The 18,037-nt window shown below is 43.0% G+C and carries 16 protein-coding genes; 8 read left to right on the top strand and 8 right to left on the bottom strand.

The genetic code is table 11. The annotated features are described in order from the left end of the window. Positions 1–116: 116 nt before the first annotated feature. Positions 117–2,945: an excinuclease ABC subunit UvrA gene (gene uvrA, locus ABU615_RS00980; protein WP_370389014.1), complete on the top strand. Its 2,829-nt coding sequence runs from the start codon at positions 117–119 to the stop codon at positions 2,943–2,945. 144 nt (positions 2,946–3,089) lie between these two features. Continuing rightward, positions 3,090–3,932, top strand: a complete 843-nt coding sequence (locus ABU615_RS00975; RefSeq protein ID WP_267390253.1) for a MetQ/NlpA family ABC transporter substrate-binding protein — start codon at positions 3,090–3,092, stop codon at positions 3,930–3,932. Positions 3,933–4,012: 80 nt separating this feature from the next. Here the strand turns inward: ABU615_RS00975 and ABU615_RS00970 are convergent, their stop codons facing one another. From ABU615_RS00970 to ABU615_RS00945, 6 genes are all read right to left on the bottom strand, one after another. Further along, positions 4,013–4,582: a pseudouridine synthase gene (locus ABU615_RS00970; protein ID WP_370389013.1), complete on the bottom strand. Its 570-nt coding sequence runs from the start codon at positions 4,580–4,582 to the stop codon at positions 4,013–4,015. Between the two features lie 71 nt (positions 4,583–4,653). After that, positions 4,654–5,448 (bottom strand): ABC transporter ATP-binding protein, encoded by a 795-nt coding sequence (locus ABU615_RS00965; protein ID WP_100140138.1) that lies wholly within the window; start codon positions 5,446–5,448, stop codon positions 4,654–4,656. Beyond that, positions 5,445–6,347, bottom strand: coding sequence for an ABC transporter permease (locus ABU615_RS00960; protein WP_100140137.1), 903 nt, complete (start codon positions 6,345–6,347; stop codon positions 5,445–5,447). The genes ABU615_RS00965 and ABU615_RS00960 overlap by 4 nt, the downstream gene beginning before the upstream one ends. A 99-nt stretch (positions 6,348–6,446) precedes the next feature. Beyond that, on the bottom strand, positions 6,447–7,451 hold the full coding sequence (locus tag ABU615_RS00955; RefSeq protein WP_370389012.1) for an ABC transporter substrate-binding protein: 1,005 nt from the start codon (positions 7,449–7,451) through the stop codon (positions 6,447–6,449). Between the two features lie 287 nt (positions 7,452–7,738). Next, positions 7,739–8,545, bottom strand: a complete 807-nt coding sequence (locus ABU615_RS00950; RefSeq protein ID WP_370389011.1) for a squalene/phytoene synthase family protein — start codon at positions 8,543–8,545, stop codon at positions 7,739–7,741. A 126-nt stretch (positions 8,546–8,671) separates the two neighbouring features. Then, entirely contained in the window at positions 8,672–9,337 is a 666-nt protein-coding gene (locus ABU615_RS00945) for a DUF421 domain-containing protein (RefSeq protein WP_267408005.1), read from the bottom strand. A gap of 368 nt (positions 9,338–9,705) precedes the next feature. On the opposite strand from ABU615_RS00945, the gene rlmB reads away from it, so the two are divergent. Genes rlmB through ABU615_RS00930 form a run of 3 tightly spaced genes read left to right on the top strand, consistent with a single transcriptional unit; the run spans position 9,706 to position 11,889 of the window. Beyond that, positions 9,706–10,455 carry a 23S rRNA (guanosine(2251)-2'-O)-methyltransferase RlmB gene (gene rlmB / locus ABU615_RS00940; RefSeq protein ID WP_370389010.1) on the top strand — a complete coding sequence of 250 codons (750 nt, stop codon included), beginning with the start codon at positions 9,706–9,708 and terminating at the stop codon, positions 10,453–10,455. 43 nt (positions 10,456–10,498) lie between these two features. Further along, positions 10,499–10,933, top strand: a complete 435-nt coding sequence (locus tag ABU615_RS00935; RefSeq protein WP_370389009.1) for an NfeD family protein — start codon at positions 10,499–10,501, stop codon at positions 10,931–10,933. A 2-nt stretch (positions 10,934–10,935) separates the two neighbouring features. Next, the gene (locus tag ABU615_RS00930; RefSeq protein WP_100152506.1) at positions 10,936–11,889 is read left to right on the top strand and encodes an SPFH domain-containing protein; all 954 of its coding nucleotides are present in this window, start codon (positions 10,936–10,938) and stop codon (positions 11,887–11,889) included. Positions 11,890–12,067: 178 nt separating this feature from the next. Here ABU615_RS00930 and ABU615_RS00925 read toward each other — a convergent pair whose 3' ends face one another. Then, positions 12,068–12,445 (bottom strand): Mth938-like domain-containing protein, encoded by a 378-nt coding sequence (locus ABU615_RS00925; protein WP_100140130.1) that lies wholly within the window; start codon positions 12,443–12,445, stop codon positions 12,068–12,070. Between the two features lie 147 nt (positions 12,446–12,592). Between ABU615_RS00925 and ABU615_RS00920 the strand changes: the two genes are divergently transcribed. The 3 genes from ABU615_RS00920 to ABU615_RS00910 all read left to right on the top strand — a co-directional run bounded on the left by ABU615_RS00920 (position 12,593) and on the right by ABU615_RS00910 (position 16,735). Next, on the top strand, positions 12,593–13,906 hold the full coding sequence (locus tag ABU615_RS00920) for a homoserine dehydrogenase (protein ID WP_267390248.1): 1,314 nt from the start codon (positions 12,593–12,595) through the stop codon (positions 13,904–13,906). Between the two features lie 395 nt (positions 13,907–14,301). Further along, complete coding sequence (locus ABU615_RS00915; RefSeq protein WP_267390247.1) at positions 14,302–14,736, top strand: type IV pilin protein; 435 nt, start codon at positions 14,302–14,304, stop codon at positions 14,734–14,736. Positions 14,737–14,827: 91 nt separating this feature from the next. Next, positions 14,828–16,735, top strand: coding sequence for an ATP-binding cassette domain-containing protein (locus ABU615_RS00910; protein ID WP_267390245.1), 1,908 nt, complete (start codon positions 14,828–14,830; stop codon positions 16,733–16,735). A gap of 55 nt (positions 16,736–16,790) precedes the next feature. On the opposite strand, the gene ABU615_RS00905 is transcribed toward ABU615_RS00910, so the two are convergent. Further along, positions 16,791–18,032, bottom strand: a complete 1,242-nt coding sequence (locus ABU615_RS00905) for a DUF1615 domain-containing protein (protein WP_218966201.1) — start codon at positions 18,030–18,032, stop codon at positions 16,791–16,793. Between the last annotated feature and the right edge of the window lie 5 nt (positions 18,033–18,037).

Below are 18,037 nucleotides of genomic sequence, written 5' to 3'. Positions count from 1 at the left end.
CGTTTACCGGATAGCGTTAAATTCAAGTTTTGAAATGGGTATAATACCGGATGGTTTTAATAAACAGCAAATTGATTAAAGCCAGCATCCCATTCCTTTTGCTCGGGAAAGGCATTATGTCAGATAACGATACCATTCATATTCGCGGCGCACGCACACACAATCTAAAAAATATTGACCTGGATATACCTCGCCATCAGTTGGTCGTGATTACCGGCCTTTCTGGTAGCGGCAAATCTTCACTGGCATTTGATACATTATATGCAGAAGGTCAACGCCGCTATGTAGAGAGTCTGTCGGCTTATGCACGCCAGTTTCTGCAAATGATGGAAAAACCAGATGTCGATTTGATAGAAGGTCTTTCTCCAGCCATTTCTATTGAGCAAAAAGCCACCAGCCACAATCCCCGCTCTACAGTGGGTACGGTCACCGAAATTCATGATTATCTGCGTTTACTGTACGCTCGCATCGGCACACCATATTGTCCAGAACATAACCTTCCGCTTTCAAGTCAGACAGTTTCGCAGATGGTCGACCATATTCTGGCACTTCCAGAAGAGAGTCGAGTAATGATTCTGGCACCTGCCGTGCGCGGACGCAAAGGTGAATTTGTCGATTATTTTGCTGACTTACAAGTTCAGGGCTTCGCACGAGTTCGGGTAGATGGCGAAGTCTACGCCATAGAAGAAGTACCCAGTCTACAAAAAAACATCAAGCATGATATAGATGTGGTTGTCGACCGTGTAAAAGTACGTTCAGATATCAAACAGCGGCTGGCTGAAAGTTTTGAAACCGCATTGAGACTGGGTAATGAACGTGCACTTGCTATTGAAATGGACTCCGGTCAAGAACATTGGTTTTCTGCCCGTTTTGCCTGTCCTGTATGTTCCTACAGCTTACAGGAACTTGAGCCACGTCTGTTTAGTTTCAATAATCCAGTAGGCGCCTGCCCGAGCTGTGACGGTCTGGGAAGTATGGATTATTTCGACCCTGAGCGTGTAGTAATGCATCCAGATTTATCACTGGCTGCAGGCGCCATTAAAGGCTGGGACAAACGCAATACTTTCTATTTTCAGATGATTCAGTCTCTGGCTCATCACTATGATTTTGACATTGATAAACCATTTAGCCAGCTCACTGAAAAAATTCAGAATATTATTCTGTATGGTTCGGGTAAAGAACAGATTGAATTTACTTATCTATCTGAACGTGGCACCCACATTCGCAACCATTCATTTGAAGGGATTATACCTAATCTGGAACGACGCTACCGTGAAACTGACTCCACTACTGTACGCGAAGAATTAACCCAGTATCAAAGCCATCGTGCCTGTCCTGCTTGCGGTGGTGCACGTCTGCGTACTGAGGCACGCTACGTATATGTAGGTGGTAAACCATTGCAGGTAATTAATTCCTGGCCACTGACTACTACACTTGATTTTTTCCAAAACTTGAACTTAGAAGGCAATAAAAAACAAATTGCCGAAAAAATTCTTAAAGAAATTAATGAACGCCTTGGGTTCTTGATTAATGTTGGTCTGAATTACCTCAATCTCGCCCGTAGTGCCGAAACACTGTCTGGAGGCGAAGCACAACGTATTCGTTTGGCCAGCCAGATTGGTTCCGGCCTCACAGGTGTAATGTATGTGCTAGATGAACCCTCTATTGGTCTACATCAGCGCGACAACGACCGCTTACTGGATACTCTTAAGCACCTGCGTGATTTAGGCAACAGCGTTATCGTGGTTGAGCATGACGAAGATGCGATTCGTGCAGCTGATTTTGTTGTTGATATGGGGCCGGGTGCCGGTGAACACGGGGGTAATGTGATTATTGCTGCGCCACCCGCACAAGTTGCCGCCTGCAAGGAATCGGTAACAGGCCAGTATTTAAGCGGTAAAAAAGCTATCAGTATACCTAAGCAGCGTACTCCCATAGACAAAAAACGTTTGCTGGTATTAAGCGGTGCTAGCGGTAACAATTTGAAAAATGTGAATCTAACCTTGCCACTGGGCTTGATTACCTGCATCACCGGTGTATCTGGCAGTGGTAAATCCACTCTGATCAACGATACCTTGGCCAAAATCACCGCTCGGGAACTAAATCGGGCTAGAGAAGAACCGGCACCCTATGATGATATCAAAGGACTGGAACATCTAGATAAAGTAATCAACGTTGATCAATCCCCTATTGGCCGCACACCGCGTTCGAATCCCGCTACCTATACCGGCCTTTTTACCCCCATCCGTGAGCTGTTTGCCGGTGTACCCCTCTCTCGTGAGCGCGGTTATAACGTCGGCCGTTTTTCCTTTAATGTAAAAGGTGGACGCTGCGAAGCTTGTCAGGGTGATGGCGTCATCAAGGTAGAAATGCATTTTCTGCCCGATATCTATGTGCCATGTGAAGTCTGCCATGGCAAACGGTACAACCGTGAAACACTTGAAATACAGTATAAAGGCAAAAATATCAGTGAAATTTTAGAAATGACGGTAGAAGAAGCATGTACTTTTTTTGATGCTGTACCAACGGTCAAACGTAAATTACAAACGTTATTGGATGTGGGGTTAGGCTATGTACGCCTAGGGCAATCTGCTACCACGCTTTCCGGTGGCGAAGCACAACGCGTTAAACTGGCACTGGAGCTGTCTAAACGCGATACCGGCCGAACACTGTATATTCTAGATGAACCAACCACCGGTTTGCACTTTGCCGATATTGCCTTGCTGCTGGATGTAATCCAGCGCTTAAAAGGCAAAGGCAATAGCATAGTAATTATTGAGCATAATCTAGATGTGATTAAAACTGCCGACTATATTGTTGATCTTGGCCCTGAGGGTGGTGATGGCGGCGGTACAATAATTGCAGAAGGCACACCAGAAGAAGTAGCGGCCAATAGCAAAAGCTATACCGGCAAATATCTTAAACCCATGCTGAAAAATAAATAAATACCCAAATTATCAGACCAATACATTCTGGAACAACCATAATAACTGCTTATGGCTTTACTATGTGTAAAAACCACCAGATATAAGCATTTTATGTTAAGGTAAAGCTCTGCATTTTATTGTGTATCTTCATTAAGGTTGAATATGAAAAAATTGTTATTTGCATTATTATCTGTAGCCGCTATCAGTACAGTTTTGACTGCATGCGGCCAGAAAAACGAAGCTGAACCAGCCGCCAGCACCAGTAGCGCTCCGGCTCCTGCTAAAGAAAAAGTTTTGAAAGTAGCCGCATCACCCGTACCTCATGCAGAAATTCTACAAGTGGCCAAACCGCTACTGCAAAAAGAAGGTATTGATTTACAGATAGTGCAAATGACGGATTACGTCCGCCCCAATATTGCTCTGGCAGAAAAAGATGTAGATGCCAACTTTACCCAGCACAAACCCTATTTGGATGATTTTGTTGAAAAACACAAAATGCAGTTAACCGCTATTGCCAATATTCATGTAGAACCCATGGGGATTTACTCGAAAAAAGTAAAATCTTTGAATGAAGTTCCGGATGGCGGTTTAGTAACCATTCCCAATGATGCCACCAATGGCGGCCGCGCCTTACTATTGCTTCAGAAAGCAGGTTTAATCAAACTGAAAGCTGATGCAGGTATCAGCGCCACCGTACGTGATATTGTCGACAATCCGAAACATCTGAAAATCACCCCCATGGATGCGCCACAATTGCCCCGTACTCTGAATGACGCCACCCTGTCTGTGATTAATACGAATTTTGCCATGGAAGCCAAACTAGTACCCACTAAGGATGCGCTGTTTATCGAAGAAAAAGATTCTCCCTATGCAAACATTCTGGTTGTACGCACAGGTGATGAAAATCGCGAAGAAATTCAGAAGCTAAAACAGGCCATGACTTCCCCTGAAGTGAAAAAATTTATTGAAGAAAAATATCAGGGCGCCATCATCCCTGCATTCTAAACTTTAAAATTTGCATATCAATAAAACAAACCCTCAGATATTTGTTCTGAGGGTTTATTATGTCAGTAATACATAAAATCTTATAAATCTTCAGGCCTTACCGCTTGCCATTGTCCTAAAGGCAAATCAAGTGAAAAAACATTCAGACGGCCGATACCAACCCGCACCAAACGCAAACAAGGCCAGCCCACTTTGGCACACATGCGACGTACCTGACGGTTTTTGCCTTCGCTGATGCTAATCTGCAACCAAAAGTCAGTTACTGTTTTGCGCTCACGAATTGGTGGTACTCGTGGCCACAGATGTTTGATTTCTGCTGCATCTAGTACACGCACTTGAGCCGGAGCAGTCACAAAATCACCAAGATTTACTCCACGTGATAAGTGCTGCAAAGCCTGCTTATCTGGTTTACCTTCAACTTGTGCCCAATACGTTTTTATCAGCTTGTACTTCGGTTGTGCAATTTTGGCCTGCAAGCGCCCGTTTGCAGTGAGCAAAAGTAACCCTTCACTATCCGTGTCCAGCCTGCCGGCAGGATAAACATCCGGTACTGGCACATATTGCTTTAGAGTAGGATATTTTTCATGAGCACTGAATTGGCAAATCACTCCGTAGGGCTTATTCAGCACAATCAAATCCGGTACCGACATAATATTTTATCCAATCAAACAAAAAAGGCTGCCAAAACCCATCTTAGCAGCCTGAATTCTCAGCACAAAATTCAACTCAGCAATAACGCATCATCGGTGACTTTCTCACCTTGTGTATGCTCGAACATTTGTAATAAATCAGTCACACCCATGCCAGCGCGCTTTTCGCCGTCCACATCCAGCACTACCCGCCCCTGATGTAGCATAACAGTACGGGTACCATGATCCAAAGCCTGCTGCATAGAATGAGTTACCATCATTGCCGTTAATTTGTTTTCACGCACGATACGATCTGTCAGCTCAAGTACAAAGGCTGCAGTTTTTGGGTCTAGTGCAGCAGTATGCTCATCCAGCAACAAAATTTTTGAGCTCTGTAAAGAAGCCATCAGCAGACTGACTGCCTGACGCTGTCCGCCGGAAAGCAAACCGATGCGATCACTGAGCCGATTTTCCAACCCTAAATTAAGCATAGCCAATTTTTCGCGAAATAATTCGCGATATTGCCCCTTAATTGCTGAGCGCAAACCACGGCAGCTTCCCCGTTTCAGTGCCAGAGCCATATTTTCTTCTATCGTCAGCGCCTCACAGGTACCAGCCAACGGGTCTTGAAACACCCGTGCCACCAGCGGTGCACGTTTATAGGCAGGCTCATTGGTAACATTTTTATTATTAATAGTGATTGTGCCGGAATCTACCTGAATATCGCCACTGATAGCATTAAGAAAAGTAGATTTACCAGCACCGTTACTGCCGATTACAGTGACAAACTCACCTTCAGCAATATTCAGGCTCATGCCACGCAAGGCAGGATTTTCTATCGGAGTCCCCGCATTGAATGTCAGGCGTAAATCATCTGCGCGCATCATGATTTTAGTTTCCTTTTAAAATAACGTTTAATCACCGGTAGGCGCAGTGCCAAAACCACCAGAATAGCCGTTATCAGATTCAAATCCTGCGGACCGAAGCCAATGTGTTGCAGTGTATCACTACCCAATGCTAATGCAATAAAGGCTCGATAAAGCACAGCCCCCACAATCACCGCCAGCGTAATCACAATAAAACGTTTGGCGGGAATCAACGTTTCACCAATAATCACCGCAGCCAAACCAACCACAATGGTACCGATACCAATTGAAATATCAGCTCCGCCCTGTGTCTGCACAAACAGCGCGCCACCCAAAGCAATAAAAGCATTAGAAAGTGCCATGCCAAGCAATAAAATACGCGAAGTATTGACACCCTGCGCACGAGCCATACGTGCATTCACACCGGTCGCACGCATGGACAAACCGATTTCGGTGGCAAAAAACCAGTCCAGAAAAAACTTAGCAACCAATACAAAGCCAAAAATAACCAGCGGCTGCACCCAGTACTGATTACTGTCGTCAGCATTAAAAAACGGTGTAAACACGCTAGGCTGATCGAGCAATGGCAAATTCGGTGCACCCATAATACGCAGATTCACGGAATATAAGGCTACCATCACCAGAATACTGGCCAAAAGCTGCATGATTTTTAGTGATACATGCAGCCATGCTGTTATCAGGCCTGCACAGGCACCAGCTGCCCCAGCAAGCGCGGTAGCCAGCCAAGGATTCATTCCATGAGTGACGCATACAGCAAACACAGCACCACCAAGCGGAAAGCTGCCATCTGCTGTCAAATCCGGAAAATCCAGAATACGAAATGATATCAGTACACCCAAAGCAACAAGGGCATAGATCAGCCCACTTTCTAAAGCACCAAATAAAGCTATAGAAGACATATAAACAAATGTTTCATTATAGTTGGAAATAAAAACAACATCGGCAAAGCTTATGGCAGCCTGCCGATGTCACGGTTTTCAGCCCTCAGACTGGTAATTCTAATCAATTATTTTAGCATCTTTAAGCAACTGCGGCGGTAAAGTAATTCCCTGTTCAACAGCATGGGATTTACTTACCATCAAATCCAGCTGTTCCGCCGACATACGCTGTGGAGCAATATTGCCCGCTTTTTCGCCTTTCAGAATTCGACCGACAATTTTGCCTGTAGCCATACCCAGCTCATGGTAATTCACGCCTAATGCTACTGCTGCACCTCGTTTAACCGAACCAGTATCCGAAGCCACCAGCGGCATTTTCATATCTTTTGCAACTTTATACATGGATTCATAAGCTGAAACCACATTATTGTCCAGCGAAGTGTAAATCAGATTGGCCTTGCCTTGCAGGCTTTTAGTCGCCATAGGTACATCAGTGGTGCGCTGTGCTGGTGCAGCAGCTACATTAATACCATCTTTAGCCAATAAAGATTGCAGCTGGCCCAGTACCACAGTGGAATTCACCTCTCCCGGACTGTATACATATCCTACCGTTTTCAGATTTGGCACAACCTGCTTCATTAAAGCAATCTGCGGCTGCAAAGGCAGCTCATCAGATACACCGGTAACATTGGTCTTGCTTGGCTCCCAGCTAGGTACCAGCTTAGCAGCCACAGGGTCGGTCACGGCAGCAAATACCACCGGTATATTACGTGTTGCGGCCACCATGGACTGCGCACTAGGAGTTCCGATCGCCACTATCGCATCAGGATTGCTGCCAGCAAATTTTTTCGCAATCTGGCCTGCAGTAGCTGTATTACCCTGCGCACTTTGAAAATCAAGCTTTAAATTCTTACCCTGTTCATAACCTTCAGCACGCAATTCATCTATCACCCCCTGACGCACCGCATCCAGCGCCGGATGTTCAACAATTGCCGTAATGGCTACCTTTTTCATACCATGATTATCAGTACCGGCTTTTTCACTCTGACCAGAAGGCGAACAGGCTGTAAGCAGACAGGCAGCAGTTAAGCCCAGAATCATTAAGGTTTGTTTTGCTCTGAGCATAGTAATTTCCTCAGCACAGGGTTATTCAAAAACTTTCCGCAATAAAATTACCATCACCCACTTAATGAAGCAGATGATGGCATAAATTATACAAAAATCCAGTCTGATTGCGTATCGAAATTACCAAAGCAAACTATTTTATACTGAAATAAAAATTCATAATTTAATTTATTTAAGCAATAAAATATCAACAATTAGATTAAATAAAATAAAATATGCTTAAAGATAGCAATTTGTGCCATTTCTCACTTTTCTAATCCTGCAGCCATAATAACTATTCAAGCAACTTAGCCTACAGGATTGAAGCCAAACAACCATGTTTTCCATGCCAGCCGCTGCTGACGTGCTCGTGGAACAATTAATTGATAATTCATTATATTTTCCACTCCATCCAGCCTAATCTCTTCCAGCAAAGCTGCTGTCGTTGCTAGAACAGCCAGACTGGCGCGCTGACGGCGCCGATCTGCCGATGGCAGCATGGCTACAACCGATTTTATCTGCTGTTGCAGCTCAGCCATCGACATATTCAGTAAAGTTTTGAATTCTTCCCCACCTTGTCTGTTTATCACCAGATGAGCCGGAACATTAAAAGCCTGTAATGTTTCTACCGGAATATATAATTTTCCTTGTCGTGCATCCGCTCCAATTCTGGAAAATAACCTCACTAATATAACTGTTTCACCTACCTTGCCGGCAAAATCCAATGTTTGGGGAACAGAAAATCCTAATACCCTGCTACTTAAACGCCCTTGTACCATCCCAGCTGCCGCTGCATATCTGCGCAACTGAGCCATATCATGGAATCTCGCCTGAGTTAACTCAGTACGATAGGCATCTATCAGTGCCTGTAATTCCGACTGTGGCAGACAATATAATCCAACCAGAGGTAGCAGTGCCTGCATCAGTGGATGTTCGGGTTTATCTGTTGCTGCAAACAAACCGCTTATCTGATTCTCCCACCAGCTGAGTGTAGTCAGAGCCAGATCAGCTTGCGAACAATCCTGTACCACATCCTGCAATTCCTGCTGCAAAGCATAAAGTACAATCAGTGCCTGACGCTGGCTACGAGAAAGAAAAGGAAAACGAAAAGCCATGACATTTCTGCCATGGCTTATCTTCTGATAACAATATTCTAATGGCTGCACAGCAATAAAAAACTTTAATCAAAATCCTATTGTAACCTCTTCTGTGCATTTCTCCAGCATTACCATGTAATTCAACTATCTCTCCTGTTTTTCCTTTTTCACTTCACCAGTCTTTAAAATATAATTCAACTGTCCATTCCAAAACTCAACCATAAAGATATCGTCTTCTGCCAGATGCTCCTGCTGAATTTTTTGTTTCAGCCATTCCTCTTCCTCATGAATTCTCTTTAGTTCGGATTTGCGAAACTCTCCGTCCTTAAATAAAATCAATGAAGGGTATTTTCCTTTATCGGTCAAAACAGTCAGATCACCTCTAGGTTCAATCTGGGCATAATTCACTTCCTGAAAAGAAGTCACACCCTGTGCATGCAATATAGAAGCAATATTCAGAATATCAACTTTATTTCTTTTATCTAAAATATTATCCATCAGAAAGCGTCCATCTTTCATAATCGGAATCGGCTCACCAATAGCAAACATTCTTAAAAATGAAATATGCTTACACGACCAATTTAAAATTGAAATCAGCACCACACCCATCAACAACACAATAATATATTGATAAAATGGAATATCCTGATTATAAATTACCCCGCCGATAATACCGCCGAGGACGAAGTTCCCAATAAAATCCACCGGAGTCATCTGATTTAATTGAGTTTTACCAGTAAAATTCAGATGAAGAATAACAATCAGAAAGCCAGAAACAAACTTTGCCAACACCCACAAATAGTATTCCATAGATACTCCTTACGGTGATTAAGGTTATTCATCAAACAAAAATTGGCTATGCCATTTAGTTTTGATTATCTAGATGCCACAACAGACAGTTTAATGCTTCATTATTGCAAACAGAACGACACACTTTAACGCCATTACAACCCATTGAATCACAATAATAATTTGTAATTACAATTTTTACAAAATCATATAATTTATTGCATCTTTTATACATACCAAAACTAGCACACTTTTATCAAAGCAAACCAAACATAGCCAGATAAAATCGAATTACATTAACATATTAAATATTATATTTATCAGGTACAATCAGATTGATACTACGTTTTCCGCTATAATTGTCCACTTTACATATTGAAGTAATATCTATGTCTAATCAGCGTCTCATCATCGGGTTTCACGCAGTTAATGCACGTCTATGGCAGAACCCTAGTAGCATTATCGAACTTTATGTACTCGAAGGAAAACATGATGCCCGTATGCGTGACGTCATAAATAAAGCTGAAGCAGAAAATGTACGCATTATCAGCGTTGATCAGGCTCGCCTTGATACCTTAAGCAAACACGCGCGCCATCAAGGTGTAGTTGGCTTTATCGATGCCTCCAAACAACATATAGACATAGAAGACGTACTAGATAATCTGAATGAACCACCTTTATTGCTGATTCTGGATGGCATTACCGATCCGCATAATCTAGGTGCCTGCTTGCGCGTAGCCGATGTAATGGGCGTGCACGCTGTCATCGCTCCCAAAGACAAAAGTGCCGGCCTCAATGCCACCGTTAGCAAAGTAGCTTGCGGAGGAGCAGAAACTGTACCTTACATTACCGTAACCAACTTAGCGCGTACCATCCGTGAATTAAAACAGCGTGGCATCTGGATCGTTGGAACAGCCATGGATGGCAGTGATGATTTATATCATTTTAATGCACCACAAGCAGTAGCCTGGGTGATGGGCGCAGAAGGCAGTGGCATGCGCCGCTTAACGCGTGACCTGTGTGATACACTCGTCTCTATCCCCATGTTTGGTACGGTTGAAAGCCTCAATGTCTCTGTCAGTACCGGAATCGTTTTAAGTGAAACGCGCCGGCAACGGGTATATGCAGCTCATGAATAATTAACAATTCCCTAAAAAACCAATACAAAAAAAGGAGATTTTAATGATATGGTGCATTCTTGCCCTAGTACTCTTTGTACTTGAAATGTTTAGTGGCACATTTTATTTACTTGTCATCAGTGCTTCATTCTTAAGCGCTGGTTTAGCTGAATGGCTGCTACACACCAGTAACAATACCAACGCAATTTTAGCCACGTTTTTTTCACTTATCGGTATCATTATTGTACGTGTATGGCAAAAGAAGCATCCGCGTGAAAACAAAGCTAAAGCAAGTGACAGTCCTGACTATGGTCAGATTGTTATCCTGTCCAAACCACTTACCGGTGACTTGTGGCAAGTACAATACCGCGGCACCATTTGGCAGGCACGTTTTACTCAGCCTACCCATGCCAAAGCCGGTGACACTGCTCATATCATCAGTCATAACGGAAATATTTTAAATCTCACTCTATCTGCATCTACCAACCATCAGGAATAATCATGATTCTGACCTTTATCTTTCTTGCTGCCATAGTCGTTTTTATTTGCATGGCATTTAAAGTTGTGCCACAACAAGAGGTTTACATTGTCGAACGTCTGGGACGCTATCATGCCACGCTTGAAGCAGGTCTCAATTTTATTATTCCGATAATTGACCGAGTAGCTTATAAACATACACTGAAAGAAATTCCACTGGACGTACCCAGCCAAGTATGCATCACTCGGGATAATACCCAGCTTACAGTAGACGGCATCATCTATTTTCAGGTAACAGACCCTAAACTTGCCTCCTATGGTTCCAGCAACTTTGTCGTAGCCATTACCCAGCTGGCACAAACCACATTGCGCTCAGTTATCGGCCGTATGGAGCTGGACAAAACATTTGAAGAACGTGACGACATCAATCGTACAGTGGTAGCCTCTCTGGATGAAGCTGCCGTATCATGGGGTGTAAAAGTATTACGTTATGAAATCAAAGATTTAGTACCACCACAGGAAATTTTACGTTCAATGCAGGCACAAATTACCGCTGAACGAGAAAAGCGTGCCCGTATTGCCCAATCTGAAGGTATCAAGCAAGAGCAGATTAATCTGGCAGCTGGTCAGCGTGAAGCCGAAATTCAGAAATCTCAAGGTGAAGCACAAGCTTCAATCAATGAGTCTCAGGGCGCCAAAGTCGCTCAAATTAATCGTGCAGAAGGTGAAGCTGAAGCCCTGCGTTTGGTGGCTCAGGCTACTGCTGAGGCCATTCGTCAGGTTGCTGCCGCAGTAAAAGAACCTGGCGGTACCGAAGCTGTCAATCTTAAAGTTGCGGAACAATATGTAGATGCCTTTGCCAAACTGGCGAAAACCAACAATACACTGATTATGCCGGCCAATGTAGCCGATATTGGCAGCCTCGTTAGTGCCGGTATGAGCATAATCAAAGGCCAGAATACAACAATCGTAAAATAAATAGCTGATATAAATAAGATACAGGCTGCCATTCATTTTTGCTGGCAGCCTGATTTTTATACTCAAAAGATAATGCCAAGCATTTAATTAAACAAACACTATCTAGCCAATATAATAAACGTATCTACACACTTGGCGACTAATCCATCCATACAGAACTCTGATTCCCAAAAAAACTCTAATTTTCCATTAACGGCCACAACCAAGCCCAAACACTACGGCCTTCACTACGCAATACCATATATGTACGACAGGCAGCCGCAGTAGTCATGCTTTCTACACCAATTCCTTTGGCTGCCAGCTGAGCGGTCAGCCGCGGATGAATAAATACATGCTGACTACCCGTACCAATCAGAATAACTTCTGGATATTTCTGCAAGGCAAGAGCAAAATCTTCAATACTTAATTCTGCCGCATTATTTTTAGCTAATGGCAATACTTCAATATCTGTAATACAAACAGGCTCTGAATATTGCTTTCCATTAATAGTAATTAGTCCCGTATCAATTTCTTCAATCCACAAACCCTGTTTGTCACGGATTTCATCAATCTGCATTAAATATTCCTTACGCCTAAGACACATCTTCAGATAGTGCAGTAGTAGTCAAAAAAGCGGTTTTCCGCTAGCATAGTAGATTATTTACGTAAAATTGCAAGCATCAGTCAATCATACAATCATATTCGTCTAATTTAAGGAGTAAAAATGCAGCCACTTCGCATTGGTTTGCTGGGCGTAGGTACAGTTGGTGGTGGTACCGTCAAACTATTACAGAATAATGCACATGAAATCACCCGCAGACTGGGGCGGGAGCTGATTATTACACATGCAGCCAGCCGAAATCTTGAGCGAACGCGAACAATATGCGGCCCCGATACCAACATTACAGACAATGTATTTGATGTAGTTACAGCTCCTGATGTAGATGTGGTAGTAGAGCTGATTGGAGGTTCAACCATTGCCAAAGATGCAGTGATTCAGGCGATCAAAAATGGCAAACATATCGTTACAGCAAATAAAAAGCTTCTGGCTGAATACGGCAACGAAATTTTCCGGTTGGCCTCTGAGCACAACGTAATGGTGATGTATGAAGCAGCAGTGGCTGGTGGTATCCCGATTATCAAAGCATTGCGTGAAGGGCTAGCAGCCAACCATATCGAATCTATTGCCGGCATCATCAATGGCACCAGCAATTTTATTCTCAGCGAAATGCGTGCTAACGGAAGCACCTTCCCTGAAGCACTGACACAGGCTCAAGCTTTAGGCTATGCCGAGGCAGACCCGACTTTCGATATTGAAGGACATGATGCAGGCCATAAACTTAGCATCATCTCAGCATTGGCCTTTGGTACCCCAATTAATTTCAGTCAGTGTTATCTGGAGGGCATCAGCCAGCTGCAAAGTCTGGATATTTGCTATGCTGAAGAACTAGGCTATCGCATAAAACTCCTTGGTATTACACGCAAAACTCCAGAAGGTATTGAGCTTAGGGTACACCCTACTTTGATACCTGAAAGCCGCCTACTAGCAAAAGTGGAAGGCGTAATGAATGCCGTATCAGTTCAGGCTGATATGATCGGGCAGACATTGTATTATGGTGCCGGTGCCGGTGCCGGTCCTACAGCTAGCGCCGTCATGGCAGATATCATGGATGTCACCCGATTACAGAATGCTGAAGCCAGCTATCGCGTACCTTATCTGGCATTTCAGTCTAGTTCACTACAAAATATTTCCATTCTGCCCATGGATGAAATCACAAGTAGTTATTATTTACGCGTATCTGCCTGCGATGAACCAGGTGTTCTGGGTGAAATAGCCAATATTCTGGCAGCAGAAAATATATCTATCGAAGCACTCATTCAAAAAGGCATTATCAATAAAGAGACTGCGGAAATTGTGATCCTGACCCATTCAACTAAAGAACGCTTTATCAAACAAGCGATGTCACAGATTCAAGCTTTACCACGCGTATTGTCGCCTGTAACGATGATTCGCATGGAAAGTTTACATCCTCGCTGATAACACGAAAAAGTATTTAACATATTACAAAACGGGCAATATAGCCCGTTTCATTTTTTTAGTACAAAACAAAAAAGCAACTAAAAATATTCAATTCTATTAATCCACTATTTAAGTAAGTAGATTCATTTCTGTGAAATCAGCCAAATATTAAACAAAAATTCAAACAAATAAAATAAAAATAACTTTTTGTTTATATTTTGATTATTATTTTATTAACCACATTCAATCCCAAAGCAGAATGATTTATTCGAATAAAATATATTCCGTATATATATGTTGTTATAATATAATGCCGATAGTATATAATTATTTATTAAATCATGGTACCTCGCCGATTCCCATTCAGACATCAACTATATTCAGCCACACGATACTCATCGGGATTTAGTTTATTGAATTTATTAATCACGCTTTCCATTATTATAATATTAGCCGCCATAGCCTATCCTTCCTACCGTAAACACATTCTACAAGCCCGACTTCATCAGGCTCAGGCAGATTTACTTATCAACGGACAGTATCTAGCCAAACACTATCTGCATCATATCAGCTACCGAAAAAATGGAAACAGCTGGCCAACCCTACCTATTACACAAAATCAATATTTTTGCTTCCGCTTTCAAGGCAATCCTCGCTTTACCCGAGAAGAGCACTTCACCCTTAAAGCCGTTGCTCTGGATACTAATGAAGAACCACGTATACTTAAACTTAATCAGGATGGCCGAATTATTATGTGTCAAACCAGCAGCAGCCGTTGCGATGAAGAAGAGGACTTTTTTCACGCTAGCCGCCAGCCCGACCAAAGTTGCCAGATTTTTAACCAGTAGCCATACAGGACAACAGCAACAATTCAATGATGAAACTGTTACAATACCCAGTCTTTCTATCACAAATATCCTAACGTAGTCTGGTTGAAATATGAGTATTTTGTCTCTGGATAATGCCTGCTTTGCAGTTGGCCATCACCCATTATTAGATCATGCTTCTCTGCAAATGGATGCGGGAGAAAAAATCGGTTTCATCGGCCGCAATGGTGCCGGTAAATCAACATTATTAAAAATTCTCGCCGGCGTACAAAAACTGGATGATGGAATACTCACCATTCAAAACGACCAGAAAATCGTTTATGTACCGCAGGAATCGTTTTTCGATCCACAGGCGACTATTTTCGATACCATTGCTCAAGGATTAGGCGAATTACAAAACCTACTGCATGAATATCACGAACTTAGCCAGAATATTAGCGATGAAAAAAGCTTAAATCGTTTAACGGAATTACAAAACGAACTGGAAAACCGTAATGGCTGGCAATTTGATGCATTGATTGCCCAAACTTTGAGCGAACTTAACCTACCTGAAAATGAAATTATCGCTAATCTCAGTGGCGGTCAGAAAAAAAGAGTTGCACTCGCACAAGCATGGGTGCAAAAACCGGATATTCTCTTACTAGATGAACCCACCAACCATCTGGACATCGAAGCAATTGAATGGATGGAAAATCTGCTGAGTAATTTTGCCGGCAGTCTGATTGTCGTCACTCACGACAGACGGTTTCTAGATAAAGTGGCTACTCGTATCGTAGAGCTTGACCGTGGACATCTGCGCAGCTATCCGGGCAGCTTCAGTGCTTACAGTGAAAAAAAAGCACAAGAGCTGGCTGTTGAGGTCGAACACAATCGCCTATTCGATAAATTCCATGCACAGGAAGAAGCGTGGATACGAAAAGGGATAGAAGCTCGTCGCACCCGCAATCAAGGGCGGGTAAAGCGACTGGAACAACTACGGCGAGAACGTGCCGCACGGCGAGAAGTTCAGGGTCAAGTCAGTTTCAACCTTAACCGAGGCGAAGCCAGCGGCAAAATCATCGCCGAACTTGAGCATGCAGGATTTTCCTATGGTAATCACATCATCATGCGCGACTTCTCCGCTGTTATTCAGCGTGGCGATAAAATCGGCCTGATCGGGCCAAATGGGGTGGGTAAAACCACATTTCTGAAGCTGATTTTAGGAGAGCTACAACCCACATCCGGTAAAATCCGTTTGGGTTCACGTCAGGAAGTAGCCTACTTTGACCAATTCCGCAGTGCATTGAATGAAAACGATACCGTTTTCGACACCATCGGCCAAGGTAACGATTACGTAGAAATTGGTGGTCAGCGCAAACATGTTATCGGCTATCTGGAAGAATTTCTGTTCTCACCTGCGCGAGTGCGTAGCGAGGTAAAATCATTGTCTGGCGGAGAACGGAACCGCTTGCTACTGGCTAAGCTGTTTACCCGCGCTGCCAACATACTGGTACTTGATGAACCTACTAACGATTTGGATATCGATACACAGGAATTGCTGGAAGAATTATTACGTGATTATACAGGTACGGTGTTTTTGGTCAGTCACGACCGTACTTTTCTGGATAATGTTGTCACTCAGTCCATTGTATTTAGCGGAAACGGCCAGCTAAAAGAGTATATTGGCGGCTATCAGGATTATATTAATGCCCAAAAACGTGAGCAGAGCCTGCAAGCACCTTTAAATATTACAAACAAGGCCAATAACAACACCGCTGATAAAACACGCCCTAAAAACCGGCGTAGTGAAAAACTTTCTTTCAATGAACAACGTGAACTGGACAGCTTACCCGATACAATAGCTGCTCTGGAAGAAGAACAAACAGAATTAAATAAAAAACTTTCTGATCCTGAAATCTTCAAAATCGATTACAAACAGGCTGCACAATGGCAGGCACGTGTTGCAGAAATTGAAGAATTATTGCTAGAAAACCTTGAACGTTGGGAAACACTGGAAGCAAAACAGAAACCCCAAAATTAAACTATATAAAAAATGGCTAGTGCATAAACACACTAGCCATCAATTTAAGCCTGATTCATTTCTTTGGATGACGTCCGCCACCGCGTCGCATACATGCCTCATAGCGTCGGTTAACATTATTCGCATACCAGTTAGTATTGTAATCCTTGCTTAATTTAGGCCCGCTAATCACAACTTGCGGCATAATTGCATACGGAGGATTTTTATTAAACTGACGTTTATAGATTGCTATCACATTCTGATACGTGGACGTATTTTCAAACTCTGCCTGTTTTTCATGCAACAAATCCGAACGAATATCTTCCGGTTTCATTGAAATACCATGGTCAGCAAATAACTGATTCAAAGCAGTTTCAGTCTGACTTGGCATAGATTGAGGGTTATCATCCTTATCATAAACCAATAAATCCCCATCCAAAGCCATATCAAGATTCAATAATTTATTAATATCCTGTTGAAAAGCAGCGTTACGGCTCGAATACATACCGGAATTATAATCAGCAAACCGATACTGTGCATTATCATAGGCAGCAGGATATTTCATCAGTCGATGAATACCATAATACAAGCCGCCCTCTCGGGTATACATATAATCCCTCAACTCATTAACAGAAGCGTGGTCACGCTGATGATCACGCGCATATTTTACAGATACCTGCATTGAGCCAATGGTCGTAATGGGATTATTTTCCTCCCCCAAATCCTTGCCCATGAATTTAGCTGCTGCATTAGCTATCGAATCAGCATAAAATTGTTTGGAAACATAAGCAAAAATCTGCCGGTATATCCAGTCTAGCTGCTGCTCGGTTTTTACCGAACGCATTTGTATTAGAAAACTGTTGTCTTTACTGGGTTCATTAATCAATACATATGTAAAGTAGCGCGAAACAGCCGGGCCAAGAGCCGGACCAAACTGTTTCACAAATTTCTGCGGTACTTCAGTCTGAAAAGCTTTAATCGCCTTATTTCCTAAGTCAGGTACAGTAGGATTAGCAACAAAATTCGACTCTTGGTCTACTACCGCTACCACACTACATACATTTTCCTTGGTTTTACTGATTTTCAGCTCATCCATAATCTGGCTGATATCAGCTGCCCATGCATCCCGCTCAGCAACACGTGCAGGTATCAGCCGACTTATTTGCGCAGGCTGAGTCAATATTCTACCGTTATCATCCGGAGAATCATCATCCGCTCCACTCCAGCTACCATGCTCCTTACACGCAGATAAACCACACAACAATAATCCAGTCAGTGTCAACCTAGCTGCCGTTTTTAGTAAAAATCTAGCTTTCATACCAT

It is taken from the genome of Snodgrassella alvi (genome assembly GCF_040741455.2).
Taxonomy (GTDB): Bacteria; Pseudomonadota; Gammaproteobacteria; order Burkholderiales; family Neisseriaceae; genus Snodgrassella; species Snodgrassella alvi_E.
This window is presented reverse-complemented; position numbering and strand designations above follow the sequence as displayed.

Coding starts and splice junctions, on each gene's coding strand:
- ABU615_RS00965 (WP_100140138.1), bottom strand. CDS start 5,448: ATGATGCGCGCAGATGATTTACGCCTGACATTCAATGCGGGGACTCCG.
- ABU615_RS00920 (WP_267390248.1), top strand. CDS start 12,593: ATGCAGCCACTTCGCATTGGTTTGCTGGGCGTAGGTACAGTTGGTGGT.
- ABU615_RS00975 (WP_267390253.1), top strand. CDS start 3,090: ATGAAAAAATTGTTATTTGCATTATTATCTGTAGCCGCTATCAGTACA.
- ABU615_RS00905 (WP_218966201.1), bottom strand. CDS start 18,032: ATGAAAGCTAGATTTTTACTAAAAACGGCAGCTAGGTTGACACTGACT.
- uvrA (WP_370389014.1), top strand. CDS start 117: ATGTCAGATAACGATACCATTCATATTCGCGGCGCACGCACACACAAT.
- ABU615_RS00955 (WP_370389012.1), bottom strand. CDS start 7,451: ATGCTCAGAGCAAAACAAACCTTAATGATTCTGGGCTTAACTGCTGCC.
- ABU615_RS00930 (WP_100152506.1), top strand. CDS start 10,936: ATGATTCTGACCTTTATCTTTCTTGCTGCCATAGTCGTTTTTATTTGC.
- ABU615_RS00960 (WP_100140137.1), bottom strand. CDS start 6,347: ATGTCTTCTATAGCTTTATTTGGTGCTTTAGAAAGTGGGCTGATCTAT.
- ABU615_RS00970 (WP_370389013.1), bottom strand. CDS start 4,582: ATGTCGGTACCGGATTTGATTGTGCTGAATAAGCCCTACGGAGTGATT.
- ABU615_RS00945 (WP_267408005.1), bottom strand. CDS start 9,337: ATGGAATACTATTTGTGGGTGTTGGCAAAGTTTGTTTCTGGCTTTCTG.
- ABU615_RS00910 (WP_267390245.1), top strand. CDS start 14,828: ATGAGTATTTTGTCTCTGGATAATGCCTGCTTTGCAGTTGGCCATCAC.
- ABU615_RS00925 (WP_100140130.1), bottom strand. CDS start 12,445: ATGCAGATTGATGAAATCCGTGACAAACAGGGTTTGTGGATTGAAGAA.
- ABU615_RS00935 (WP_370389009.1), top strand. CDS start 10,499: ATGATATGGTGCATTCTTGCCCTAGTACTCTTTGTACTTGAAATGTTT.
- ABU615_RS00950 (WP_370389011.1), bottom strand. CDS start 8,545: ATGGCTTTTCGTTTTCCTTTTCTTTCTCGTAGCCAGCGTCAGGCACTG.
- rlmB (WP_370389010.1), top strand. CDS start 9,706: ATGTCTAATCAGCGTCTCATCATCGGGTTTCACGCAGTTAATGCACGT.